A 22,820-nucleotide genomic window follows, 5' to 3' on the forward strand; every position below is an offset into this window, starting at 1 on the left:
GGTCCATCTAGCGCTTCACCGGCCCCATCAAGGCGGTTCCCATGTATGGACGTAGTACTTTAGGGATAACCACGGAGCCATCGGCCTGCTGGTTCAGCTCAAGGATCGCTGCCATGGTGCGCCCCACCGCCAATCCCGAGCCGTTGAGCGTATGCACATACTCGGCCCGCGTGCCGTTCTGGGGCCGATACTTGATGTTGGCGCGTATCGCCTGAAAACTCTCGCAATTGCTGATTGAAGAGACCTCGATATAATCTTGCAGGCTGGGGAGCCAGACCTCCAGGTCAAAGGAGCGCGACGCGGAGAAGGGCAGGTTAGGAGCACAAAGCTCGACCACGCGGTATGGGAGCTCTAATAAACGCAGCACCTGTTCCGCGTGCAGCAACATCTGCTCATGCGCGCTGTAGGATTGCTCAGGCGTAGTGAACTGAAATAGCTCGACCTTGTTAAACTGATGCAGGCGCAACAGTCCCCGCTGGTAACGGGAGGCCGAGCCCGCCTCGCGGCGAAAAGCCGTTGTCCAGGCAGCGTAGCGCAGAGGCAGTTCCTCACGCATCAGAATGCTATCGGTATGCATCCCCACCAGGGCCACTTCAGCCGTTGGATTGAGGTAGAGTTCATCCATCGTACAGGCATACGCCTGCTCCTCAAACTTAGGCAGTTGACCGGCGCCCAGCATCACCGAACGTTTGGCGAGGAAGGGGGGAATAATCTCTGTATACTCAGCTTCGCGCGTATGTAGATCCAGCATAAATGAGAGCAGAGCACGCTCCAACCGCGCGCCATAGCCACGCAAGGTCATAAAACGGCTGCCCGCCACCTGCGCGGCACTGGTGGGATCGAGAATTTCCAGGCGCTCGCCCAGCTCCCAATGTGCAAGCGGCTGAAATTGAAAAGCGGCGCTCTCCCCCCAGCGCCGCAGCTCGACATCGGTATCATCGCGCACGTCCCGTTGAGGGAGGTTAGGCAGGGTTTGTATCAGCAGGCGCAACCGGGTATCGGCGTCGCTCACCTGCAATTCAAGCTGCCGTATCTCCTGCATAATCGCCTTGATCTGCTTATTGAGACCAGCACGCTTCTCTCCTGATGTATTGCGCACCTCCTCACGCACGCCCTTCAAGGCCGCATAGAGACCATCCGTGCGCGTGATCAGCCCCCGACGCTGCTCAGCCAGGCGTAGAATTTCATCAATATTGTAGGACTCGCGCCGCCTCTCCAAGGCCTCGCGAACCACCTGTGGATGTTGACAAATAAAATCCAAACTCATCATAACAACTACAGTATAGCATAAAAAGGGGCACAAAGAGCCATAACGTAATGCATCGTCTCGGGACTTCTCGTCACCACATCCTCTATCCTTCGCGCCCAAAGCAGACTTTTCTCTCATCAGTCAGGAAACCATTGCACAATAGAGGGAATTTGCGATACACTTACAAAGGTCAAGCAAAGAGACAACGCATGATATGTTGAGATGCATGTGGATGAGTTTATACAGCAGGGACCAGGGCGGCACGTGGAGAGAGGAAATCTTGTCAGCAGACCAGGCAACCAGGGAAGCAGAAAACGACATGATCACTATCATGAAACTAACTCCTCAAGGACAGGTAGCTATTCGCTATGAAGGCGAGGTCGTAGCACACTTCCCCAATGGAGCCAAAATTGAGGCATACTGGACGCTCCCAGCGCGTGACCTGGGTTATGCACGCTTCGAGCCAGGCGATCGCTTTCTGGAGTACTACTACACCGATCACTGGTTCAACATCTTCGCCATCTTTCACGCAGATGGCAGACCCAAAGGCTGGTACTGCAATATAGCCGAACCAGCCATCATCAGTAACACCTCTATCCAGCAAGTCGATTTATTTTTAGACGTATGGATTAGCACAACAGGAGCAACACTCATTCTGGATGAAGATGAATTCAACCAGGCTAGCGACCTGAGCGAGGACCAGCGCCAGGGTGCCAGGGAAGGTCTTAAAATGTTGCTGCATCTACTACACACGCGCCAGGAGCCTTTTACCATCCTGGGCAATCCAGGTGACTAACCAGCGTAGCAACAATATCGATCCTTGATGATCCAGATAATGGGGCTGCCCCACCGGCTATAGTGCGAAGTACGTCAATTGTACGGTTGTTCGTTTGTAGGGAACTTACTTGAGTCTCCCCTTTCTTACAAATGATAGGATCATTATGTTAAAACTTGACATTCCTGAGCGCGAGACCATTGAACTCCAGCACGCAGTCATTGACATCAATGGAACGCTGGCAGTTGATGGCATTGCCATCGCAGGCGTCGCGGAACGCCTTGAAGAGCTTTCGGAGCATCTGACCATCCACCTTGTTACCGCGGGAACCCACGATCACCTACAAGAACTGGAGCGCGACCTGGGCTTTCCTATCCATGTCACGCATCGTAGCGAGGAGAAACTACGCTATGTCCGCGATCTTGGCCCCTCCAAGGTTATCGCCATCGGCAATGGCGCCAACGACACGACCATGCTTCGCCTGGCTGGACTCGGCATCGCGGTCATGACCACCGAGGGCGTTTCCATCCGTGCGCTGCAGGCCGCTGACGTCGTAGTGGGCAACCCCCTTGACGCCATCGATCTCCTACTCAAGCCTAAACGCCTGATCGCAACTCTACGCGGCTAAAACGTACAGCTTATTTCATACTTTAACCAACCTTAAGTGCAAAGTTCTTTCGGGTAAAATGGTGTAGTGGGTACTGGCGGCCTCAGGCCGCCAGTACCCACTACACCATTTTACCCAGTCGAGCGCCGCAGGCGCGAGAGGTCAAGCCAAAAACGCGCTCATAACATTAACATAATATTAACTAAAATCAGCTTTTTCAGTTTGACAGGATACTATGACTGATGAAAACTCGCTTCAGCGCCTCACCAGAAGCCAGCGGCACTTCAACAACACCAGGGACCTCACCAGAGCTAGCCCGGCGTGGTCTCCTCTTTGTCTGTATCGCAGTCATCTTCTTTGGCTCCAACCCGGTCTTTGTCCGCTGGGCCGCGCCCTTTTCCTCGCTTGAGATCGCCTTCTGGCGCCTGGCTATCGCGACGCTGCTGGTCGCGCTCATGGGCCTCATCACGCACCAGCCCCTACGCATCGCTCGAGGCGAGATTCGTAACTTCGCCTTTTACGGCCTGGTGACGGCGCTCCACTTTGTTTTCTATATTTCATCGCTCAGCTTCACCACCATCGCCCATTCCCTGGCCCTCACCTATACCTCGCCTATTTTTGTGACCCTCTTCTCAGTCATCTTTTTAAAGGAGCCGCTACCTAAGCGAAAATATGTGGGCATTGGCGTCGCCGTTCTGGGCGTAGCTATCCTGGCCGGCTTTGAGCCAAACTATACGACGTGTAACCTCAATGGAGGCAGGTGCATGATCCTGGGGGATGGACTCGCCATTCTCTCGGCGCTCTGCTTTGGCATCTACTCCATCGCCGGGCGCAGCGTTCGTGACGCGCACCCCCTGTTCCGCTACACCACAAACGTGTACGGCTTCGCGGCCCTCTGGCTCCTACCTATCGGGGCTTACCTGGCCTTCCAGCACGGTTACAGCCCGCTCGCCATCTCCTCAGTCGTCGCGCTAGGCGTCTTTCCTCTAGGTCTGGGCCATACCCTCTACAACGCTGCCATTCGCTACGTCCACGCCACCTACGCCAATCTCATTGCCACCCAGGAGGTCACTATCGGCATCATTCTCGGCATCATCTTCTTCCACGAAATCCCCTCCTGGTCCGCCGTCATCGGCATCATCATCACCCTCCTTGGCATCATCAGCGTCATATTTTAAGAAAAGAGAAGCGTATGGCGAGTTGTGTGGGCGAACGCCCACACAACTCGCCATACGCTTCTCTTTTCTTAAGTACACAAGAAGAGGAGTAAAAAAAAGGGCAGTTTAAAGTTGGGTCATGACACTCTTGCTGATAGCACGCAGGGACGCGAAGACGCCCTTGCCGGAGGACGCCACAGCCTCAAAGGAGGGAACCCGCCGCCGATTCAAATAGCGGTCGAGCACCGGCACTGGCAGTGCATTGGGGAGGTCACGTTTATTCCACTGCATGATAAAGGGAAAGTTCCCTAAATCCTTGCCCAGGCGGCGCATATTCATCTCAAGCTCGGCAATGCTCTGCACATTCTCCTCAAACTTCTCCGCCTGAGAATCGACGACAAAGACGATGCCGTCCGCGCCATTTAAAACAGCCAGACGGGTGCGCTCATAGAGGATCTGGCCTGGAACTGTGTAGAGATAGAAGCGCGTGCGAAAGTTTTGGATTTGACCTAGTTCCAGAGGAAGAAAGTCAAAGAAAAGCGTACGTTCGGTATCGGTCTTAATCGAGAGCAGATCCCCACGCACCTGGGGATTAATACTCTTGTGAACGTACTGCAAATTGGTTGTCTTCCCGCAGTAGCCGATGCCATAGTAAACAATCTTACAATGGATCTCGCGGGTCGCAATATTTATAAACGCCATGTAAGCCAGGCCCCTTAATCGCGGAAGAGCAGATCAATGGTATCTTCAACAGACGAGCGGAACTGCAAATTGATGACTGACGACTTGGTGCGTGAAGTATCGCTACGCACGCGTTCGAGAATACGCCCTAATTCGTCAGCAGCTTTTTTGGAGAGCACTTTTACCAGGCCAATATGCGTTAGTTTATCAAAAATAATTACCAGGAGCCACTGCTCCTCAACCATAGACGTGAAGATATTTTCCTGGACTCCTTGCTGGAAAATGCTGCGGAAATCCTTCTCATTGAGCAGCCTTGCCACCTCACGCGAAGACGAGAAGACGCCCGCCAGCAAGGCACCAAGGGTCGTAGCCTTACTGCGCGACTCAGAACCCTGAACCGCTACCACCTGCCCACTCTTATCGATCAGCATCGTAGAAGTTGCATTGGTATCGTTCATCAATTTTGTCAGCAAAGCCGTAATCGTCACGAGTTCGCGATCAGAAATGACCAGGTTTGTCAGTTGTTCCATGAACGCGCCGCCCTCCATATACACGCCAAACAGATGTTATTGACCATATCTTCTACCTAAATTACGCAATATCAAGAGCCTCAAGCACTTCATTGCGACTCGTTCGGACTAGATGACGTACGCGCCCAAGATTTGAGGCATTATCAAAAAGGGTCACCATCAGGGCGAAATCGCCCAGGGGATCAATGCTGACCAGGCCTTGTTCATATTCCATCACAACCCCAACTACCCCACCACGCGAAATCTCCTGCCCCAGGGCTTCGGCGGTGCTCAAAGCCGTCGTCATGATGGCTCCGACAGCTTCCATATTATCCTTGCCATCACGTGTCATGCCTTCGATCAAGAGGCCGTCTCGTCCTACAAGAATCGCGAGACGCACTCCAGGAATAGCCAGAAAACGGCTTAGTGTCTGTTTTAAATCAACCATTTCTCTCCTCCGCGGCCGGCAGGTTTTTGAGCGTGTGTGGTGTCAGGGTATGACCCTAGTTATTCTATTCTATAGAGGAACGGGACGCAATTGGCTGGGACATCTTGGCTAATCTATAATTAGGCATTCTTTATTGTTAGGCTAGCTATAATGGCTACACCACCGGGCGGCTATGTGGTATATGTATACCCAAAGGCGTCCCATAGAAGCGTCGAGACTTCTAACAATAGGCAGGAGCATATTCATGGATGAACCAGGAGTCCTCTGGCTACCCTCCAATAATTATTTCCCCGGACGTGAAAAGCATAGTGTGCGCTGGCTGATTATCCACGGCACGGCTGGCTTTAACAGCGCGCAGGAGGTTGGGGAATTCTTTCAACGCACCGATGTCAGTACGCACTACACCATTGGGCGCGATGGTGTGATCGTGCAGTCCGTGCGCGAACATGACGCGGCCTGGGGCAATGGCTATGTGAGCGAGGGGCATGATCCCTGGTGGAGCAAGGGCCTCAACCCCAACTATGTCACTATCTCGATCGAGCACGTGAAGCCCAGTCGTGACAACTCAGATGCACTGACCGCCATCCAGACCGAGGTCAGCTTCCGCCTGGTCAAAAGCATCTGCGAACGCCACGAAATTCCCAGGCGGCGCGCCGATGCCACCGGTGGCATTACCGGTCACTACTCCATGGACCCTGTTGGGCGCCATTTCTGTCCCGGCCCCTACCCCTGGGAAGAACTCTTCGCCTATCTTGCCCAATAAAAAGCAGAAAAAAGGCTCCTCGAGAGGAGCCTTTTTTCTGCTTTTTACTTATTTTTGATTAGGGCTGGCACTGCCACTCGTACCAGCTGTAGCCATCGCGCTGGAAGATGTGGTAAGCGGCCTTGATGTTAGCATAGGCATCATAAGGTGAGCTACCGGCCATAGGCGTCCCATTCCAGGTGCTTGGGTAGAGGATCTGGAAGACACCTGCCGCGTGGCTATTGCCAATCGCCTGCGAGTTGGTCGCGTTCGGATTAAAGTGCGACTCACAACGGGCGATGTTGATCGCCTGGTTGGCGTGAGGACCAAAGACCTGGCGAATCATCGAAACGACGTCCGCATTGGCGTTAGCAGTATGGACTTTAGCAGAGGCTGTCCGCGCACCCAAACCAAGCATGGCGGTCATCATCATAACACCAAACAGTGTTGCCATTCCAAGCTTCAGCAGAAAGCTCTTCATGTTCTTAGGCTGTTTGGATGTCTGGATAGTATGCTCTTTCACGAATACTCCTTTTACTTCTTCTCCGAAAACCTAAGCGTGCTTGTCCCCGAATAGGGGAAGCGTTAGTCACGCGAGTGATGTTGGGTTTCGGAATAAGATCTTACTGTCTCGGAAGCCTTAATCTTGCATTCCGAGAAATTGTTATAACAAATCTGTGATTGTAGTTTTTCTTGGGAAAGTTATTGGTGACTACTATGTATTTCATCACCGCGTCTTGACACTAAAGATATACGGCCAAAATTCTGTATACTTGAGAAAACATAGTACCCCCGGGCTACCTAACTACTATATTAAACAGGTATTTTCTAACTTATATTGCCTTAAATAGCATCAACAGCGGAACCCTACGGGGTTATAAATATTTATAACGTTAAAAGCAGCAATTTTTCTCAAGAATTTGTCCAGCACTTTGGTAGTACTATAGGTAATGAGAAGAGGGTTGCCTGGCGGCCAGTGGCCGCCAGGCAACCCTCTTCTCATTAAAAAAACTTAGCGGCCTTTGCTGCCGTAGTTGGGTGCTTCCTTGGTAATCATGACGTCGTGGGGATGGCTCTCACGCAGGCCCGCGCTGGTGATACGCACGAAGCGCGTCTTCTCCTGCATCTCCTGGATCGTCGCCGCGCCTGCATAGCCCATGGATTGGCGCAGACCACCAACCATCTGGTAGACGAAGGGGCTGAGCATGCCCTTATAGGGAACACGTGCCTCAATACCTTCCGCGATTACCTGGCCTTCCTCGCGACCCTCCTGGAAGTAGCGATCCTTGCTATAACTGCGCTGCTTCATAGCGGCCACGGAACCCATGCCGCGATAGTCCTTGAAGCGCTCGCCATGCGAGATGATTAGTTCGCCTGGGCTCTCGTCCACGCCTGCCAGTAAGCTACCCATCATAACGGTATCGGCGCCAGCAGCGATGGCTTTAGCGATATCACCAGAGTACTGGATACCGCCATCAGCGATCACAGGCACATTGTACTTGCGCGCGACCTGAGCGCAATCAAAGACGGCTGAGACCTGGGGCATACCCACGCCAGCGATGACACGCGTGGTGCAGATGGAGCCAGGACCGACGCCAACCTTGACGGCGTCAACGCCAGCCTCGATCAGGGCCTGTGTGGCTTCGGCGGTAACTACGTTACCGGCAACCACATCTACCTTCTTGCCGAAAAGCTCTTTAATACGCGCTACGCCCTCGATGACCATATGCGAATGCGCGTGTGCGGTATCAATCACGATCACGTCCACGCCCTCTTCCACCAGGGCACCACAGCGCTGCTCCGAGTCGGCACCCACACCGATACCCGCGGCCACGCGCAGACGACCAAAGCGGTCTTTGGTAGCATTGGGGAACATGGTCTTCTTCTGGATGTCCTTCATCGTGATGAGACCCTTAAGCATATTGTGATCATCGACCACGGGCAGCTTCTCGACCTTGTAGCGATGCAGGATTTCGCGCGCCTGCTCCAGGGTGGTACCAACGGCAACGGTGATCAGGTTCTCGCGCGTCATCAGCTCAGAGATTGGGCGCCCAACATTGGTTTCAAAGCGCATGTCACGGTTGGTGAGAATACCAACCAGTTTCCCTTCCTCAGTAATGGGGATACCAGAGATATGGAAATGTGCCATCACATCCAGCGCCTCGCGCAGGGGAGCCTCGGGGGACAGGGTAATGGGGTCGGTGATCATACCCGACTCTGAACGCTTGACCTTATCGACTTCAGCCGCCTGGCTCTCAATCGAGAGGTTACGGTGAACCACACCAATACCACCCTCACGGGCCAGGGCGATAGCCAGGCGAGCCTCGGTTACGGTATCCATGGCCGCGCTAACAATAGGAATGTTAATGGTGATATTACGCGAGAAACGCGTCTGTGTCGAGACTCCACTAGGGAGAACAGAGGAAGCAGCGGGGATAATAAGAACATCGTCAAAGGTAAGACCTTCTTTGGCGAACTTATCAGCAAACGCACCGGACAAGTGCTCCGAAGACATAACGGTAATATCCTCCTTAAAAAAAGGCCAGCACACGTCAACAACGCATGCTGGACATGCCTCACACGGAGGCTGTACGCAGATCATTTACCCTAAAACAACCTACACATCTCAAGATGCACAGGACAAAGTTCATCGAATATTCCGATTAGTGTAACACTTGAGATTGGGCGACGTCAAATTTTATCTACCCAATCTTCTCATCACGCCGTAAATATGACGCCTACCACTCCACATCCAGGGATATATCTCTCCTAATCGGCACAATCTTGCTATATCTTTGCCCTTAGATCTCGGCTCGCAAGCTCACCTCTGGGTAGGAAGGATGGACATGTGGCGCGGGCATTGCCCGCGCCACATGTCCATCCTTCCTACCCAGAGGCGCCGCGGGCACGAAAGTTTACTCTTGTCAGTAAATGAGAACTGCGGTAAGGTATGAGGCAGAACAAACGCAGTATTCTTCCATTTCTATTAACAAGGAGCAAGAGTATGTCTGCACGAGCGCAGACGACGAGTCAAAAGGTCTCAGGCAGCCCCTCCACCGGGAATGAGGCCATTGTCGTTGAGAGTTTTAAGAAACGCTATGGCTCTAACGAGGTCATCAAGGGCCTGAGCTTTAGCGTCCACCAGGGCGAGGTCTTTGCCCTGCTGGGACCAAACGGTGCCGGGAAAACCACCACGGTTGAGACCTTAGAAGGCTATCGCAAGGCCGACGCGGGCACGATTCGCGTCCTGGGCCTCGATCCGATACATGAAGCCCAGGCGCTGAAGCCACGCCTCGGTGTGATGCTCCAGCAGGATGGGCTATATCCAGCTCTGACAGCCCGCGAGGTCCTTGAACTATTTGCCGGCTACTTTGCGCAACCACGCAATGTCGCTGACCTGCTCGAACTGGTGGGACTGGCAAACGCGCAGAAGACACGCTGTCGCCGTCTCTCGGGAGGTCAGAAGCGCCGCCTGGCCCTGGCCCTGGCCCTGGTCGGCAATCCCGAGCTTATCTTTATGGACGAGCCTACGGCTGGCATGGACCCCCAGGCCCGCCTGGCAACCTGGGAGATCATTCGCGACCTCAAAGCCAGCGGCGTCACTATCTTGCTGACAACACACTATATGGATGAGGCCGAGCGCCTGGCCGACCGCATCGCCATCATCGATCACGGCGAACTGATCAAGCTGGATACGCCTGCCAACATTACGGGCGTGCAGAACGCCAATGTGGTGCGCTTCGTCGCCCCGACTGGCATGGATTGCACGCGCCTGGGCTCCCTGCCCTCCGCAAGCAAAGCGCAGGAGATCCGCCCTGGCAGCTATCTCCTGGAGACAAAAGAGGGCCAGGAGGTACCACAACTAATCGTCGAACTGACCACCTGGCTGCGCGACCAGCATATCACCCTCTCCGAACTGCGCACGGGTCATGGCTCACTGGAAGACCTGTTCCTGCGCCTCACTGGATCGGAGGTTCGAGACTAACCATGGCAGTACAAACACAAAAACACATAAATCCATCCGCCAGCGGCAGCAACCGTGCAACCTCTTCCCTGCGCCAGGTGCTTCAACAGACCAAATACGAACTGCTCCTGACCTCGCGTCGTGGCGAGAACGTCCTGGTCACGCTGATTATCCCGGTCATGCTCCTGGTATTCTTCGCCTCGCTCAATATCGTACCTGGTGTTAAAGGCAGCGCGGTCAATTTCCTGCTGCCAGGCGTGCTGGCGGTGGCGATTATCGCGGCCGGCATGGTCAATCTGGGCATCGCGACGGCCTATGAGCGCTATTATGGCGTGCTCAAGCGCCTGGGCAGCTCACCCCTCTCACGCGGTGGACTCATCGTAGCCAAGGTCATCTCCATTCTCGCGCTAGAGCTTGTACAGGTGATCCTGTTGGTGGGGGTTGCGGTCCTGCTCTACGGCTGGCATCCCCTGGGTTCGCTCCCCCTGGCTCTGCTCTTCATTATCCTGGGTACCATCACCTTCTCGGCCCTGGGCCTGGCGATGGCGGGGGCGCTACGCGCGGAGCTGACCCTGGCTGGGGCGAATGGTCTCTTCCTGCTCTTCCTGCTCATCGGCGGGGGCATCCTGCCCTTGGACCACCTGCCCGCGCCTATCGCAGCGGTCTCACGCTTTCTGCCCTCGACGGCCCTCACCCAGGCCCTCCAGAGTACCCTGACCGATTCCAACGCCTTCCCAGGCTTCCAGCTCCTCATCCTGGCCATCTGGGCGGTCGTCATTCTCCTGGTCGCCATCCGTACCTTCAAGTGGGAATAAGAGATGAGTGTAGAAAAAAGGTGTCCCGACTGAGGCCGGGACACCTTTTTTCTACACTCATCGATTGCCTGATCAAATGTTTGCTTCTTTCCAGATCCATTTCTGAGGGCAAGTATAGTCCACAATTGCCAGGCGGCCATGCAGAAATGAGGCGACAATAAACTGGGGAATCTGAGCACGTCGCAGGTGATTGGCCTGGTCCGGCAGCAATACAAAGATGCCATCCTCTTCATGCACACGTGTCAGCGAGAGGTGATAGGTATTCACCTGGGGCAGCACCACATCAACGTTCATGTTAATGGTTTGCGTCTGAGAATTGTACGTCAGCATACGGGGAATAATGGTATCCTGCGTCTTGCGGAAGGGATCGGCGAAGGTATAGTCGGTCTTGAAGGGGATAGAAGCATCAGCGTAAGGAAAGGCATAGGCCTGCGCGCACATATCATACTTATACAGGCTTTTGGCCGCTCTGGCGAGGGTGGGTGACGGCCCAGACGAGGTATGCAGCGTAGCGAATTGCCATCCCCAGAAAGCGAGAGGAAGCATTAGCGCCAGAGCAAGCGCCAGCAACAACCAGCGTTTCATGGTCATTTCCCCCTTGAAGCAAGGGCCAGGCACGACAGCAAGCCCTTACACAGTCCATACACGTTACGAGTCCAGCACATAGCCATGACACGTGCCAGGAACGCCAACCGTCACACACACTATATCTAGCGGCGGGAGGCAGCTTTTGAGGGAAGCACTTCCTCGTCCTCTTCGTCATCATATGCATTGCCCTCGCCGTTGTAGAGGGAGACGACGGTAATCAGCAACATGACCAGGATGATGACATGCAGCGAGGTACACCAGGCGCAGATGGTATGCAGACGCACCAGCTCAACATACACCAGGTACAGGACGGTCAGCAGACCCACACAGCACCAGGCAAACTCAGCGATGCGCACGAGGCGCAGGGCGGGGCGGGCTAGCCAGGCCACAGCGGCCAGGGTACCACTCACCAGGAACCAGAGCAGACCCGGAACCGAAATCGGAATGGAGGTCCCAGGTACAACGGAATACATGCTGGAGAGCACACGCTCACAATTCACCAACCCACTCGTCGTACAGACCAGGGCACCGCTATTATAATGCGCATAGGTCAGGTAAATAGAGACGCCAATACCAATAACCGAAAGCACAAGCAAAATAATCTGAGACACGGAACGTCGCGCGAATGTCATGCCAAACCCCTTATGTTAAGCTGAAGCACCAATCTTACACATCCTCATTATGCACTATCGGCACAATCAACACAATTAAGAATTTTGGTAGATGGTGTGGAGCCCTGATCGCCGAAGGCGACCAGGGCTCCACACCATCTACCAGATCTATTCATGCACGACAATCTTGAATGAGGTGCGGACGTCGTCCATACCGGGGCGCCGGACCAGGATCGCGATCTGCCAATCGCCACCCATGCTCAAGATGCTATCGGTCGAGCTATACAGGCCGGGCTTTCCCGCCACGGGTTGCAGCACCAATTCCTGCACGCCCATCTCCATATCCAGCATGGTGAAGCGCAGCAGGACCGCATTCGTCTTGGTCACAGGCTTACCATTTGCATCGGTCAGGGACAGCTCAAAGGCATTGCTGCCGATGGTCCCGGGAGTGACCGCCAGGCGGTAGCTCAGGTCGCCCATCTGCCCCTGCTGGAGCAGCGCATTGCCTGTACGCGTGCTCGCCTGCGTAGGTGGACTCAGGCTCGTCAGGCCGCCCACAACAAGCAGCAACAGCACCCCTATGCCTACCTCTATCAAGATCGAACGTCTGAAGGTTCTCTGCAAACTCCCTGCCGCGAAGGAGGCCGCCCCTGTCTCCTTAGAGGGATCGGTGGCGTAGCGACGCATACGCGGGCCAACGCTGCGTAAGGCAAAGGCACCCAGTCCAATCAGGACCGCAAAAAGCCCGACTTTGATCTCCAGGGCGATCCCATATGGGCTGGTCAGCAACTGCCACCAGGCCAGCGCGCTGAGCCAGCCATCGCCAGAGACGTGGCTCCCCGCCTCCAGAAGACCCGTTACCGAGAGACAGATCACGCTGGCAAGCGCGACCCGCGAGAAATGGGGAATCAAGGCCGCGAAGAAACGCGTGCGATCACCGGTTCCGGGGAGCAGGATATGCAGTGTCGCGGGCAGGATCAGCACAAAGGCAAAGAGTCCGCCAATCCAGAAACCGGTCGCGGAGAGGTGCAGGACATCGAACATGATCCAGAGGCCCGGATCATGATTCGCCGCCGCGTGGGAGTCAAGGGAGGTCGTGGTCATCACACCAATTCCCAGCAGGAAGAGGTAGACCGGGAGGAGATAGCTAATGCTCCCTTTATGCACGCCATAGCGCCAGAAGAGCCACAGGAGCACACCCAACACAATCAGCCCCAGGCGCGGAAGCCAGGTACTGCCAAAGTGACTCTCAAAGAGTAGGCTGCGCACCGTGCCATTACCGAAGGCCTGCCAGATACTACTATCACTCGCCACGCTCGCCTGGTAGAGGGTGAAGGCAACCCAGCCAACGAGCAAGAGCGCCAGGCTCCCTACCACAATAGCCTGGATAGCGCGCTCACTCCGAACACGCAGCAATTCGCGATCCGATTTGATAAGGGGATCGGCGGCCAGGCGTACCTGCGCGGGACGAAGCACAAGCAAGAGAAAGGTCAGGGCACCCACCAGGCCCGCCATGCCCAGGTAATTCAGCCAGCGAATGGCGACGCTCCAGACATTGAAATTATCGCCGGAGGTTTGAAGCTGCTGCAAGAGCGCGTTATCGGGTGGCGGCTGAGGCATATTGCCCACAACAAAGCTAAAGCTGCCCACCACGGCATGACCGTCGTCACGCGACACATTGCGAAAGACGACCGTGTAGCCACCATCGGGCAACTGCGAGCGCAGCGAAACCATCAGGCCTGAGTCGTCGTTGGGGATCATATGGCTATCGCCAGCGTCGACCCGCTGGCGCGCTTTGTTATACACCTCAAGCTTGCTAAAGGCAGGTTCAATGCGCTCGGTAAACCAGACCTTGACCTGCGCTGGCGGCTGACCAGAAGGCAGGGTCGCGTTCGCCGCGGGATCGCTATGATCATACTGGGCATGCGCCAGGGCCGGCAGCGGATGAAGGAGAAATATCAACAGGCAGAACAGCAGTGCGCACGTACCCTTACGCCACAGCGTCCATCTATAGTGTTTACTCGCAGATGTTAAAACAGACATATTCGCCACTTCTTCACTCCTGGGTCAGATACAATGTCCTCATAAACAGAACGTATCCTCCAAAGAAACAGAGACATAGGGTAGATCACAAAATCTACCCTGTATCGGCATTAGGAGAGGATACTCCGGAGAAACCGGAGAAATTTGTCTGGCCCCAGGCCCTCATTCATGCTAGCTTCTAGCCACGCAGGCTCTCGGCAGGCTCTTGTGTCGCCTGCATAACGCGAGATTTACGGGTAAAGGCGAACGCCGCCAACGCCATCCCAACGACGCCAACCACGATACCAGCAATGCCAAGTGTGGAAGCTACCTGCGCACTGTTCTGCGCATCCTTGACCTGCTGTGCCAGCGCGCTCGTATCAGCGGCGCTTGTACTCACATTCTTCGTGGTCGCGGGATAGGCTGTGATCTGCTCCACCTCGCCAAAACCATTGGGGCTACTGGTAAATTTCTCGTCGATCTGCTGCCCATTCAGTGTACCATAGATATGGAAGGTATAGGCGCCTGCAGCCGTGGGCAGAAAGTAGCCTGCATACTTACCAGGATTGGCCCAGCGTGGCTCGACTGTCAGAGGCAGAGGCTGCGCGCCACCCTGGATGGCCTCGGCCTTCAAGGTCTGCTCGGCATTCTCGACCGGGTTGGACACCACCTTCTGCCCATCCGTCACGGTATAGGTGCAGGCATCGCCATTACAAATAGTCAGGTCCAGGCCATTTTTTATATTCGCGTAGGCTGGCTCATCCAGAAAACCAACCACGAAGGTATACTTCCCAACATGACGCTTCTCATGCGCCAGCGCCGACTGCCTCGTCAACAACAAGGCGCATAGTGCCACCAGGCAGCCAAGAACCCCCACATACAACTTCTTCTTCATCAGAAACTCCTTACCTATGAGACTGGTGCCATCGAAGGGTAAAAAGGCCACAACATTACCACTGGCGGCACCACAAATATACCAGGCATACAAGCCCTTAGAATGTGTACCTATCTATCATAGGGCAATTTCTGCAAAGTGCCATTGGGAGTTCTACCTATCTTTTCCCCCATCTTTCCCGTAAGGGAATTTGTAGGACCATGGAAGCATGGCCCTACAAATTTTTGTTAGCAGTCGCGCAGTTCGGGGGACTGGTTGAGGAGCTGACTACGAGGAGAAATAAACTCCGCATAAGTCTTGCCTAGCTGATCTTTGCGGAAGAGTGCTACGCGATGGCAGTTCTGGAAGGCCAGCTTTACACCAAAGTGGGCTTCAAGGGCGTTGCGCATCGCATCGCTTGAGAGCACGCGCAGGAGCTGCCCACGCTCATACTCGCTGGGAGGCGGAACCTGGTTATCCACAAACGTATTATCCCCCTGGCGCAGACGAAGCGCCAGGCCTTCAATGAGATTCCACGCGTAGGGCAGGGAGTCGCGGATACATTGCAAGAAATCACTCGTGCGTACCTCACCCTGTTGAGCCTGCTCAAGCAGCGCTGGAGAAACGTCTAATGACATCGAGGGTACTCCTTTCATTGAGGCGAATTCGTCGCCATCGTTACTCAGGGACATTTTAGTAATAACTTTTATGTATTCTGCTGGCACAGAGCGATGCACCATGCAGGAATACAACCCATTTGCAGGCCCCTACTAACTGGCAGTCGCATAACCTCGCGCCGCCTCGGTGAGAGAGAACGCGGGATCAATCTGGGAGGTAACGTCCTCGCCTAGCGAGGCATTGGCCCAGCCCAGCGCATTTTTGCGGTGAAACTCAACTGTCTGCGCGTACAATTTCTCCCAGTCCTTCTGACCACTATCTAGAGCCTGCTTCATTGTCACAAGCGCCTGGACATGCTCAGGCTCTAAACGCTCAAAGGGGAGATATTGCCCCTTCTCCTGCGCTCGCACATAGGCTGAGCGTCCTAGCCATGTCAGTAGATCAGCGCCCACCTGCTCGCGCAAGAACTGCACATCCTCCTCTGACTCAACTTTGTTCCCAATCACGTGGATACGCACATCATACTCACGCGCGTACTCTTGATATTGCTTGTAGACACCAAGCGACTTGAGCGTTGGCTCAACCACCAGAAATGTCAGGTCAAATTTGGTAAACATGCCGGACGCAAATGAATCCGCACCAGCCGTCATATCGACCACCACATACTCGCCTGGACCATCCAGCAAGTGGTTGAGAATCAGCTCGACCGCGCCTACCTTTGAGTGGTAACAGCGATGCCCCAAATCCTCCTGGCTGAATGGACCAGTGACAAGCAAGCACGCACCGGCTACCTCACGCGCAAAATGCTCCCAAAGCGGATTTGGCTCATCCAGGCGCAACAGACGCGCACCAGTTCCCGGGGGAGTGGTCTTGAGCATCGACGCCATCGAAGGCAGACGGGGATTAGACCCGCGTACATATGCCTTGATCCGCTCGATCTCCAGGCCCATCGGCACAAGCGTGGCAGCCTCTGTCTCGGAGAGACCCAGCGCCATTCCCAGGTGTTGATTAATATCCGCGTCCATGGCCATCACAGGCCACTGACCACTCGCTAGATAACGACAGAGCAACGATGAGAGCGTGGTTTTCCCACTGCCACCCTTTCCAACAAAAGCCGCTCGCATACTTCAAACTCTACTCCTACAAATTTGACGATACAAGTCTTATTGACCAAGACAAGTATGACATGCTTTTTCACAAAAATCAAGACTATTGAGATGACATCTCAAATATACAATTGAGACGATATCTCATTGACAAATATGGCGAAGGAGGGTATACTCTCCTCAAAGCTAAAGAGATATCGTCTCAATTAATGGCATTAGCATACTCAGGAGATAAAGATAGATCATGCACGCAAAAAGAGCAGGGATAGCACTACTTCTCTCTATTTCACTTCTTGGGCTGTTTACGGCCTGCAACAGCTCTAGCCTGGCGCAGAGTTCAGGCAAGATGAATGTGGTAGCGGCAGAGAATTTCTATGGCGATATAGCGAAACAGGTTGGAGGTGAGCACGTCAATGTGAGCAGCGTCCTCTCCGATCCCAACGTCGATCCACATGAATACGAGTCAAACGTGGAGAATGGCAAGGCCGTGGCGACCGCCCAGCTTGTCATTCAGAACGGCGGTGGCTATGACGAGTGGATGAAGAAACTGCTCGATGCCTCGCCCAATGATAACCGCAGCGTCGTGACGGCCTTCGATATCGCTCCACAGAAGCTGCCTGACAACGAACATGTCTGGTATAGCCCCCAGAATGTGAAGGTCATTGCCAGCTCCATCGCCACGGCTCTCAAGAAACAGGATGCAACCCATGCCGCCGACTATGATGCCAATCTAAAGAAATTCGACAATTCGCTTCAGGCGCTTGAGCAGAAGATCAGTGAGATCAAGAGCCAGTACGCTGGTACCCCTGTGGGCCTGACCGAGACGATCTTCCTCTATCAGACTGGCCCGATGGGGCTGGATGTAAAGACGCCAGGCGAGCTTCAGAAAGCCATTGCCGAGGGCAATGATCCCCCCGCTAACACGGTCGCCATCGCCAATAACCAGATCACGCATGGCGAGATCAAAGTTCTTATCTACAATGAGCAGACCAATACGCCAATCACTAGCAAGCTCCAGCGGGATGCGCAGAGCAAGAACATTCCCATTGTGCCTGTGACTGAGACCATGCCCAGGGCAAGACCTACCAGTCCTGGCAGCTCGACCAGATGAATAGCCTGGAGCAAGCCCTCAAGAGCAGCACTAGTAAATAGACATAATGTTGCAGGGAAAGGATATTGGCGGGCAGCTGCCCGCCAATATCCTTTCCCTGCAACATAAAAACTTTCCCTAGAGCGCCTGTTCGTGATATACTATCTCAATAGACCTGCACAGGCGATCTCTACCCCGTGCGTAGCCAGTCCAGAAAGAGAGTAAGCAACGTGACCGAGGCACATCCCATCGAAGAACAAATCCGTGCCGCGTTCGATGAAGTCAGTCAGCGCCGCACGCGCCCGCGTCGGCTTATCGAACAACGGCTCGTTGAGTTCGCGGAGAACGAAACCAATTTCACCGTTGATGACCTGTGGCAGGATATTCGCAAAGATGATCCCCACCTGGGTCGCGCGACCGTCTACCGCTCGATAGAAAAGCTCGTTAACAAGGGTCTGCTCAACCGCGTCGACTTCGCCGATGGCACGCACCACTATCGCGTCTGCGGGCACAGCCACCACCATCACCTGACATGCAACCAGTGTCATCGCGTGGTCGAGGTAGACATCTGCCTCCCTAAAGAACAGCTCGCAAAGATCGGTAACCAGACTGATTTCACCATCGAGGGGCACTCCCTCTCCCTCTTCGGCCGCTGCTCCGAGTGCCGCGCCGAGTAGCATCTCGGCCCGCTACTTGCGTACGCGGCTACTCTATAAGCGCCTCTTTCACGCCTGTTACTCCTCCACAGGTCGCACGTTTAAACACCTGTGACCTTTTTTTCGCGGGTCATCTTCTAGCGCTTCTTTTTCCTCTAATGCACATATGACTTTTTCTCTGGCGCTGGGCGCCCTGATCTCGACCATGCTCATGGGGCAGTTCAACCCACAGCGTCAGGGACACTACCTCTATGGTGGCCTCATTCTCACCGGCCTGACTTTCACCTTCTTTGGCTTGCCCCTGGCACCCACCTGGCAGCCGCTGGCCTTTCTACTAGCAGGCATGCTTGTCGGCTTTGGTAGCGGCATTACCGAGTCATGTGGGATATCCAGTTACAGAACCACGTCGCCGAGGGCATGCTGGGGCGCGTCTACAGCATCTATATGCTGGGAGTGTACGCGCTCGTCCCGTTCGGCCTCTGGCTCACAGGCGTGGTCAGTGACCACATAAGCCCCACCTGGGTCTTCCTGGGCGGCGGCCTCTTCACCGTCCTACTCGGGGTGGTCGCTATTTGCGTACGCAGCTACTCAGACCCCCCATCTATGGCATCTTCAGAGCACTGACTCCTGAATGACTGGCGGTGCTACGCCTCTTTTAGGCAACAAAAACGCCAGACAAGAGATACTATTCATTTTGTCACCTTTGCAGCTTTTCTTAAACTTTGAGTAAGAGCAAAATTTATTCTTGCTCATGCTTAATGTGCGCTTTTTGAAAGGAAAAATCATGCTCTCTATAAAGAAAAAAACTATGCTCTCTGTGGTACGCCTGCTGGCTGGCATACTCTTCTGTGCGGGCCTGCTCCTCTCGACGCAGCTCTGGGTAGCAAACGCACATGCTGATGCAGATTCCCACTATCTCCCAGGCAATGGTGATCAGGTGCAACTCACATTAAATGGAAGCGATTTTGGCTTTGAACAGCTCAATGACGGGAAGTTAGTATTAACATCGGGTGCGGCAAGTCCGGTCAAGTTCACTGTCGAGGTCCTGGCTGGTGGCAAGCTCGCGTTTCGCACACCCGATGGGAAACACCTTTGCCATGATACTACTGACTCCCCCATAATTATGGAGGCGGACCTGCCCAATACTGATCCCACGTGCCAGGTTACCGCTGAACAGACCGATGACGGATTTGGTCTCAAGGCCGACAATGATGCATACTGGCAGCTTACCTCTTACGCCGACCGCAACGTGATAGAACCCATTGGTGAAGACCTCTCCACCCCTGATTCAACCTCGTTCACCTTCACCAAAGCGTCATAAACACCAGAGTTGTGGCTTGACATTGACATTTATGGACGCTAACTGGGGAAAGGTCTTTATATCCAAAAACAAACATAAGAACATGTCATAGAAAAGGGCCTGGATAAGCAGTATCCAGGCCCCGTTTGTGTCTGCCTTATCTCTGCGTCTCGTTCGCAATCCAATCCAGGTAGCTCTCATTACCCGCCACTATAGGGGTTGCAAGAACTTCTGGCGTATCATACGTATGAATCTCTTTGATGGCTTTCTCTAGCTCGTCGTAGAGTTCCTTACGTGTCTTCATCGTACATACCCACTCTTCAGCCTGCTCTAGCTTTCCCTGCCACCAGTACGTACTCGTTATGGGACCGGAGACCCAACAACAGGCCGCAAGCCGCCTGGTAACGACCGCATCTGCTATTCTCTGAGCCGCCTCTTTGGAATCGATAGCGGTATACACCTGTATAAAGTCCATTTATTCACTCTCCCTAATGGAGGTTTGCAAAAACGTCTGGTTATAAATAGCGTAACAGAGCATCCTTAAAGTCTACAACGCTCTTTACTTGACCGTAGCCAGCCTGTTCAATCTCTTCTAGAAGCTCGAAAGCACGGGCTGTTCTATGTGGAGAATGCCAGTCTCTGACGTTAGTAAACAATTCATATGCAGCCTCTATACATGCCTCAACATCTCTCAACATGAGGTGTGCACGAGCACAATAGAGATGAAGCCTATGATCTAGCCAAAAATTAGAATCGGCTTTGATTTGCCGCTGTAGCTCATCATGGAGAGCTAAGGTTTTTTGAGGCTGATTAATGCGTAAGTAGCCTCTACTTTTAAGCTGAAGGATGCCACTAAACTTATGGTGTACAAAATCAGTTCCATCTCCATAGGCTTCTTTTAGCGGCTCTGCTATATTAATAGCAGTATCTATCGCTCGTTCAAACCTCCTTCCATCCCCAACAGCCGCATAAATGTGTGCAAGATAGGCATTAGCGAATGCTGCTACGTGTTTTCCGGTACGAAAAGACACATCACGAGCCTCTTCTAAGGCATGTACCGCTTCTTGATTACGACCAGCCCGGCGCAGCTCCACTCCCATTTTTTGAAGCGCGTGCACAGTAAGTGTCGGGTCGTTTGCCTCTTTCGATGTTCTATACATAGCTTCAAATGTGTGTAAAGCCTGTGCATATTGTTTATTCTCAAATGACACAAGACCACGAATATTTTGAGATTGGGCGTACAATTGGAGAAACCGCGGTTCCAATTTAGCAGTAGGCGGAGTATTTGTCTTAAAATAATGAAAAAGACTATTTAATGCTTCAGAACTTTTCTCTACCTCTGGTACAGGAGCGTAGCGGCGCATTGCAAAGGTTTGGTGGATCAATGCTTCTGCGAGATCTAACGTTTCATTGTAGAGTTTGACTCCTCCACCTGGAACAAGCGAAGTGTTGAATGGGTCATAGTCAGACAAGCCGAATTCAAACAGAGGCACTTCAAGCAGATCACATAACTTACGTAGCACATATACATCTGTTATCTTGCGTTTTCCATACTCGACAAGCTGTACATATTGCCAACTTACTCCTAGCCCCCCGTCTGACCTCGGCCACTTTTCGGCTAGCTCCTGTTGAGATATATTTCGCATCTCTCGATACTTCTTTATGGTTAAGCCGTAGTGGTAGTCGGACATATTCCCTCCTACAAACTTACAAGTTGGTGGAAAGCGAGCCAAATACAAACTACTCAGATTGTTCTAAAAAGACAGTTTATAAACTATATTCTTTTTAAAGAACTTGTATTACCAATACGTGGAAATTGTAACATAGCGTGCAGAAATTTACTATCTTCTGAAGAGAAGCATAATGTTTCACCTACCTCGATTAGAAAGGGAAAAGAAATGTTTCGTCACGCGGGGAAAGATACGTTTGATATACCCCTGGTAACTCGAGATGAGGCGCTGGCTGTAACCAGCATCCTTAATGCCTACTTGAACGCCACGACAAACACACCCAGGACACCTGAGCAAGATTTTCTCGTACGCCATGCTATACGCTTTCAGGCACGGCTACATACGCGAGTGATGCAGAATTCACAGAGTAATGAAGACAGCGACACCATTATACCGATTGCGCCGCGTATCAGTAAACGGTGATGCGATATATGAGGGCTACGAATGGGCAATGGCGTCAAACATTGTTTACAGATGTCTTGCAGCTCTGACATAGAAAAGGTTGTTCACGAGATCGTACTTGTTACATCTCGGAGCACTGAGTCAATCACGGGGGAACTAATCATCGTCTAGAGAGGTGTGTCGTGAGTCAACGGTATAGAGTTATGTTCCTTCGCTCAATGACATTTACAGACGCTAACGGAGGAAAGGTGTTTATATCCAAGGACGAAATACTCTGTGGTGTAGAAATCATACAACGATACAGGGAAACAAAGCGCGCACCAGAAATATTAGAACTTTCCGTCACGTTAGATAGTGAGGTCAAAACGCTCATCGTACAAAAAAACGATATAGAATCAATGCGAAAAGAACCTACCCATCTTTAACCCCACGTCACCCGAATTGTGAGCCTCGCAACGCCGCGAGGCTTTTTTATATTTAAGGAGGATTAAACACAATAAACCCGCCTTTAAGAGCGGGTTTACAGTAACACGTTATGGTGTTCCCGACTGGAATCGAACCAGCGCACACGGCTTCGGAGGCCGATGCTCTATCCACTGAGCTACGGGAACGAGCTTCACATATAAATATACCACAAAGGTCAACCAGCTTCAAGACTCTTGTCGGAGCATAGCAAAATCGGCTTCCGCTTGTGACTGGAATCGAACCAGCGCACACGGCTTCGGAGGCCGATGCTCTATCCACTGAGCGGTATTTGTTGAAGACAATCAGAAGGATAGCGGTACTGCCTGGCAAGTCAGCAGAAGAGCACTGGCTAAGATAAAATTAAATTAGCTGTGTATATTACAGCATAATGGATGACAAAATTACAACAGC

At 53.1% G+C, this 22,820-nt stretch carries 25 protein-coding genes and 2 tRNA genes; 11 read left to right on the top strand and 16 right to left on the bottom strand.

What is annotated here, in order from left to right:
• Positions 1-7 precede the first annotated feature (7 nt).
• Positions 8-1,270 carry a serine--tRNA ligase gene (serS, locus tag JMJ16_RS22805; RefSeq protein ID WP_201385271.1) on the bottom strand — a complete coding sequence of 421 codons (1,263 nt, stop codon included), beginning with the start codon at positions 1,268-1,270 and terminating at the stop codon, positions 8-10.
• A 259-nt stretch (positions 1,271-1,529) separates the two neighbouring features.
• Here serS and JMJ16_RS22810 point away from each other — a divergent pair, with 259 nt between their 5' ends.
• The 3 genes from JMJ16_RS22810 to JMJ16_RS22820 all read left to right on the top strand — a co-directional run bounded on the left by JMJ16_RS22810 (position 1,530) and on the right by JMJ16_RS22820 (position 3,809).
• Entirely contained in the window at positions 1,530-2,045 is a 516-nt protein-coding gene (locus JMJ16_RS22810) for a DUF402 domain-containing protein (RefSeq protein WP_201385273.1), read from the top strand.
• Between the two features lie 145 nt (positions 2,046-2,190).
• Entirely contained in the window at positions 2,191-2,652 is a 462-nt protein-coding gene (locus JMJ16_RS22815) for an HAD family hydrolase (RefSeq protein WP_201369249.1), read from the top strand.
• A gap of 221 nt (positions 2,653-2,873) precedes the next feature.
• Positions 2,874-3,809, top strand: a complete 936-nt coding sequence (locus JMJ16_RS22820) for a DMT family transporter (protein WP_201385275.1) — start codon at positions 2,874-2,876, stop codon at positions 3,807-3,809.
• Positions 3,810-3,914: 105 nt separating this feature from the next.
• Here the strand turns inward: JMJ16_RS22820 and JMJ16_RS22825 are convergent, their stop codons facing one another.
• From JMJ16_RS22825 to JMJ16_RS22835, 3 genes are all read right to left on the bottom strand, one after another.
• Positions 3,915-4,490, bottom strand: coding sequence for an ATP/GTP-binding protein (locus JMJ16_RS22825; RefSeq protein ID WP_201369251.1), 576 nt, complete (start codon positions 4,488-4,490; stop codon positions 3,915-3,917).
• Between the two features lie 14 nt (positions 4,491-4,504).
• Positions 4,505-4,999: a roadblock/LC7 domain-containing protein gene (locus JMJ16_RS22830; protein ID WP_201369252.1), complete on the bottom strand. Its 495-nt coding sequence runs from the start codon at positions 4,997-4,999 to the stop codon at positions 4,505-4,507.
• A 61-nt stretch (positions 5,000-5,060) separates the two neighbouring features.
• Positions 5,061-5,426, bottom strand: a complete 366-nt coding sequence (locus JMJ16_RS22835) for a roadblock/LC7 domain-containing protein (RefSeq protein ID WP_201369253.1) — start codon at positions 5,424-5,426, stop codon at positions 5,061-5,063.
• A 244-nt stretch (positions 5,427-5,670) separates the two neighbouring features.
• Between JMJ16_RS22835 and JMJ16_RS22840 the strand changes: the two genes are divergently transcribed.
• Positions 5,671-6,189, top strand: a complete 519-nt coding sequence (locus JMJ16_RS22840; protein WP_201385277.1) for an N-acetylmuramoyl-L-alanine amidase — start codon at positions 5,671-5,673, stop codon at positions 6,187-6,189.
• Between the two features lie 58 nt (positions 6,190-6,247).
• Here JMJ16_RS22840 and JMJ16_RS22845 read toward each other — a convergent pair whose 3' ends face one another.
• Positions 6,248-6,691 carry a transglycosylase SLT domain-containing protein gene (locus tag JMJ16_RS22845; protein WP_201385279.1) on the bottom strand — a complete coding sequence of 148 codons (444 nt, stop codon included), beginning with the start codon at positions 6,689-6,691 and terminating at the stop codon, positions 6,248-6,250.
• 489 nt (positions 6,692-7,180) lie between these two features.
• Complete coding sequence (gene guaB, locus JMJ16_RS22850) at positions 7,181-8,683, bottom strand: IMP dehydrogenase (RefSeq protein ID WP_201385281.1); 1,503 nt, start codon at positions 8,681-8,683, stop codon at positions 7,181-7,183.
• Between the two features lie 489 nt (positions 8,684-9,172).
• On the opposite strand from guaB, the gene JMJ16_RS22855 reads away from it, so the two are divergent.
• Both JMJ16_RS22855 and JMJ16_RS22860 read left to right on the top strand, forming a co-directional pair.
• Positions 9,173-10,153, top strand: a complete 981-nt coding sequence (locus JMJ16_RS22855) for an ABC transporter ATP-binding protein (RefSeq protein ID WP_201385283.1) — start codon at positions 9,173-9,175, stop codon at positions 10,151-10,153.
• Positions 10,154-10,155: 2 nt separating this feature from the next.
• Positions 10,156-10,947 carry an ABC transporter permease gene (locus tag JMJ16_RS22860; protein ID WP_201385285.1) on the top strand — a complete coding sequence of 264 codons (792 nt, stop codon included), beginning with the start codon at positions 10,156-10,158 and terminating at the stop codon, positions 10,945-10,947.
• A gap of 72 nt (positions 10,948-11,019) precedes the next feature.
• Here the strand turns inward: JMJ16_RS22860 and JMJ16_RS22865 are convergent, their stop codons facing one another.
• From JMJ16_RS22865 to JMJ16_RS22890, 6 genes are all read right to left on the bottom strand, one after another.
• Positions 11,020-11,532 carry a hypothetical protein gene (locus tag JMJ16_RS22865; RefSeq protein ID WP_201385286.1) on the bottom strand — a complete coding sequence of 171 codons (513 nt, stop codon included), beginning with the start codon at positions 11,530-11,532 and terminating at the stop codon, positions 11,020-11,022.
• 125 nt (positions 11,533-11,657) lie between these two features.
• On the bottom strand, positions 11,658-12,167 hold the full coding sequence (locus JMJ16_RS22870) for a vitamin K epoxide reductase family protein (RefSeq protein ID WP_201385288.1): 510 nt from the start codon (positions 12,165-12,167) through the stop codon (positions 11,658-11,660).
• Positions 12,168-12,314: 147 nt separating this feature from the next.
• Positions 12,315-14,189, bottom strand: coding sequence for a copper resistance CopC/CopD family protein (locus tag JMJ16_RS22875; RefSeq protein WP_201385290.1), 1,875 nt, complete (start codon positions 14,187-14,189; stop codon positions 12,315-12,317).
• A gap of 178 nt (positions 14,190-14,367) precedes the next feature.
• The gene (locus tag JMJ16_RS22880) at positions 14,368-15,063 is read right to left on the bottom strand and encodes a hypothetical protein (protein ID WP_201385293.1); all 696 of its coding nucleotides are present in this window, start codon (positions 15,061-15,063) and stop codon (positions 14,368-14,370) included.
• Between the two features lie 227 nt (positions 15,064-15,290).
• The gene (locus JMJ16_RS22885; RefSeq protein ID WP_201385295.1) at positions 15,291-15,680 is read right to left on the bottom strand and encodes an SCO5389 family protein; all 390 of its coding nucleotides are present in this window, start codon (positions 15,678-15,680) and stop codon (positions 15,291-15,293) included.
• 132 nt (positions 15,681-15,812) lie between these two features.
• Positions 15,813-16,784 (bottom strand): ATP-binding protein, encoded by a 972-nt coding sequence (locus JMJ16_RS22890; RefSeq protein ID WP_201385296.1) that lies wholly within the window; start codon positions 16,782-16,784, stop codon positions 15,813-15,815.
• Positions 16,785-17,010: 226 nt separating this feature from the next.
• Between JMJ16_RS22890 and JMJ16_RS22895 the strand changes: the two genes are divergently transcribed.
• The 4 genes from JMJ16_RS22895 (at position 17,011) to JMJ16_RS22910 (ending at position 19,833) form a co-directional block, all read left to right on the top strand.
• Complete coding sequence (locus tag JMJ16_RS22895) at positions 17,011-17,877, top strand: metal ABC transporter solute-binding protein, Zn/Mn family (RefSeq protein WP_201385298.1); 867 nt, start codon at positions 17,011-17,013, stop codon at positions 17,875-17,877.
• 209 nt (positions 17,878-18,086) lie between these two features.
• A complete protein-coding gene (locus JMJ16_RS22900; RefSeq protein WP_236601660.1) occupies positions 18,087-18,533 on the top strand; it encodes a Fur family transcriptional regulator in 447 nt (148 codons plus the stop codon).
• 145 nt (positions 18,534-18,678) lie between these two features.
• Positions 18,679-19,023 carry a hypothetical protein gene (locus tag JMJ16_RS22905; RefSeq protein ID WP_201385300.1) on the top strand — a complete coding sequence of 115 codons (345 nt, stop codon included), beginning with the start codon at positions 18,679-18,681 and terminating at the stop codon, positions 19,021-19,023.
• A gap of 273 nt (positions 19,024-19,296) precedes the next feature.
• Positions 19,297-19,833: a hypothetical protein gene (locus JMJ16_RS22910; RefSeq protein WP_201385302.1), complete on the top strand. Its 537-nt coding sequence runs from the start codon at positions 19,297-19,299 to the stop codon at positions 19,831-19,833.
• A gap of 136 nt (positions 19,834-19,969) precedes the next feature.
• On the opposite strand, the gene cutA is transcribed toward JMJ16_RS22910, so the two are convergent.
• Positions 19,970-20,287, bottom strand: coding sequence for a divalent-cation tolerance protein CutA (gene cutA / locus JMJ16_RS22915; RefSeq protein ID WP_201385304.1), 318 nt, complete (start codon positions 20,285-20,287; stop codon positions 19,970-19,972).
• 40 nt (positions 20,288-20,327) lie between these two features.
• Positions 20,328-21,503, bottom strand: coding sequence for a helix-turn-helix transcriptional regulator (locus JMJ16_RS22920; RefSeq protein ID WP_201385305.1), 1,176 nt, complete (start codon positions 21,501-21,503; stop codon positions 20,328-20,330).
• 207 nt (positions 21,504-21,710) lie between these two features.
• On the opposite strand from JMJ16_RS22920, the gene JMJ16_RS22925 reads away from it, so the two are divergent.
• Positions 21,711-21,965: a hypothetical protein gene (locus tag JMJ16_RS22925; RefSeq protein WP_201385307.1), complete on the top strand. Its 255-nt coding sequence runs from the start codon at positions 21,711-21,713 to the stop codon at positions 21,963-21,965.
• Between the two features lie 515 nt (positions 21,966-22,480).
• Here the strand turns inward: JMJ16_RS22925 and JMJ16_RS22930 are convergent.
• Positions 22,481-22,555 (bottom strand) — tRNA-Arg (locus JMJ16_RS22930).
• A 78-nt stretch (positions 22,556-22,633) separates the two neighbouring features.
• A tRNA-Arg gene (locus JMJ16_RS22935) sits at positions 22,634-22,694 on the bottom strand.
• Between the last annotated feature and the right edge of the window lie 126 nt (positions 22,695-22,820).

It is taken from the genome of Ktedonobacter sp. SOSP1-52 (assembly GCF_016587395.1).

Excerpts from the sequence above, each read along its gene's own strand:
- serS (WP_201385271.1), bottom strand. The coding sequence starts at position 1,270 with ATGATGAGTTTGGATTTTATTTGTCAACATCCACAGGTGGTTCGCGAG.
- JMJ16_RS22815 (WP_201369249.1), top strand. The coding sequence starts at position 2,191 with ATGTTAAAACTTGACATTCCTGAGCGCGAGACCATTGAACTCCAGCAC.
- JMJ16_RS22820 (WP_201385275.1), top strand. The coding sequence starts at position 2,874 with ATGAAAACTCGCTTCAGCGCCTCACCAGAAGCCAGCGGCACTTCAACA.
- JMJ16_RS22825 (WP_201369251.1), bottom strand. The coding sequence starts at position 4,490 with ATGGCGTTTATAAATATTGCGACCCGCGAGATCCATTGTAAGATTGTT.
- JMJ16_RS22830 (WP_201369252.1), bottom strand. The coding sequence starts at position 4,999 with ATGGAACAACTGACAAACCTGGTCATTTCTGATCGCGAACTCGTGACG.
- JMJ16_RS22835 (WP_201369253.1), bottom strand. The coding sequence starts at position 5,426 with ATGGTTGATTTAAAACAGACACTAAGCCGTTTTCTGGCTATTCCTGGA.
- JMJ16_RS22840 (WP_201385277.1), top strand. The coding sequence starts at position 5,671 with ATGGATGAACCAGGAGTCCTCTGGCTACCCTCCAATAATTATTTCCCC.
- guaB (WP_201385281.1), bottom strand. The coding sequence starts at position 8,683 with ATGTCTTCGGAGCACTTGTCCGGTGCGTTTGCTGATAAGTTCGCCAAA.
- JMJ16_RS22855 (WP_201385283.1), top strand. The coding sequence starts at position 9,173 with ATGTCTGCACGAGCGCAGACGACGAGTCAAAAGGTCTCAGGCAGCCCC.
- JMJ16_RS22860 (WP_201385285.1), top strand. The coding sequence starts at position 10,156 with ATGGCAGTACAAACACAAAAACACATAAATCCATCCGCCAGCGGCAGC.
- JMJ16_RS22865 (WP_201385286.1), bottom strand. The coding sequence starts at position 11,532 with ATGAAACGCTGGTTGTTGCTGGCGCTTGCTCTGGCGCTAATGCTTCCT.
- JMJ16_RS22870 (WP_201385288.1), bottom strand. The coding sequence starts at position 12,167 with ATGACATTCGCGCGACGTTCCGTGTCTCAGATTATTTTGCTTGTGCTT.
- JMJ16_RS22875 (WP_201385290.1), bottom strand. The coding sequence starts at position 14,189 with ATGTCTGTTTTAACATCTGCGAGTAAACACTATAGATGGACGCTGTGG.
- JMJ16_RS22880 (WP_201385293.1), bottom strand. The coding sequence starts at position 15,063 with ATGAAGAAGAAGTTGTATGTGGGGGTTCTTGGCTGCCTGGTGGCACTA.
- JMJ16_RS22885 (WP_201385295.1), bottom strand. The coding sequence starts at position 15,680 with ATGTCATTAGACGTTTCTCCAGCGCTGCTTGAGCAGGCTCAACAGGGT.
- JMJ16_RS22890 (WP_201385296.1), bottom strand. The coding sequence starts at position 16,784 with ATGCGAGCGGCTTTTGTTGGAAAGGGTGGCAGTGGGAAAACCACGCTC.
- JMJ16_RS22895 (WP_201385298.1), top strand. The coding sequence starts at position 17,011 with ATGCACGCAAAAAGAGCAGGGATAGCACTACTTCTCTCTATTTCACTT.
- JMJ16_RS22905 (WP_201385300.1), top strand. The coding sequence starts at position 18,679 with ATGACTTTTTCTCTGGCGCTGGGCGCCCTGATCTCGACCATGCTCATG.
- JMJ16_RS22910 (WP_201385302.1), top strand. The coding sequence starts at position 19,297 with ATGCTCTCTATAAAGAAAAAAACTATGCTCTCTGTGGTACGCCTGCTG.
- cutA (WP_201385304.1), bottom strand. The coding sequence starts at position 20,287 with ATGGACTTTATACAGGTGTATACCGCTATCGATTCCAAAGAGGCGGCT.
- JMJ16_RS22920 (WP_201385305.1), bottom strand. The coding sequence starts at position 21,503 with ATGTCCGACTACCACTACGGCTTAACCATAAAGAAGTATCGAGAGATG.
- JMJ16_RS22925 (WP_201385307.1), top strand. The coding sequence starts at position 21,711 with ATGTTTCGTCACGCGGGGAAAGATACGTTTGATATACCCCTGGTAACT.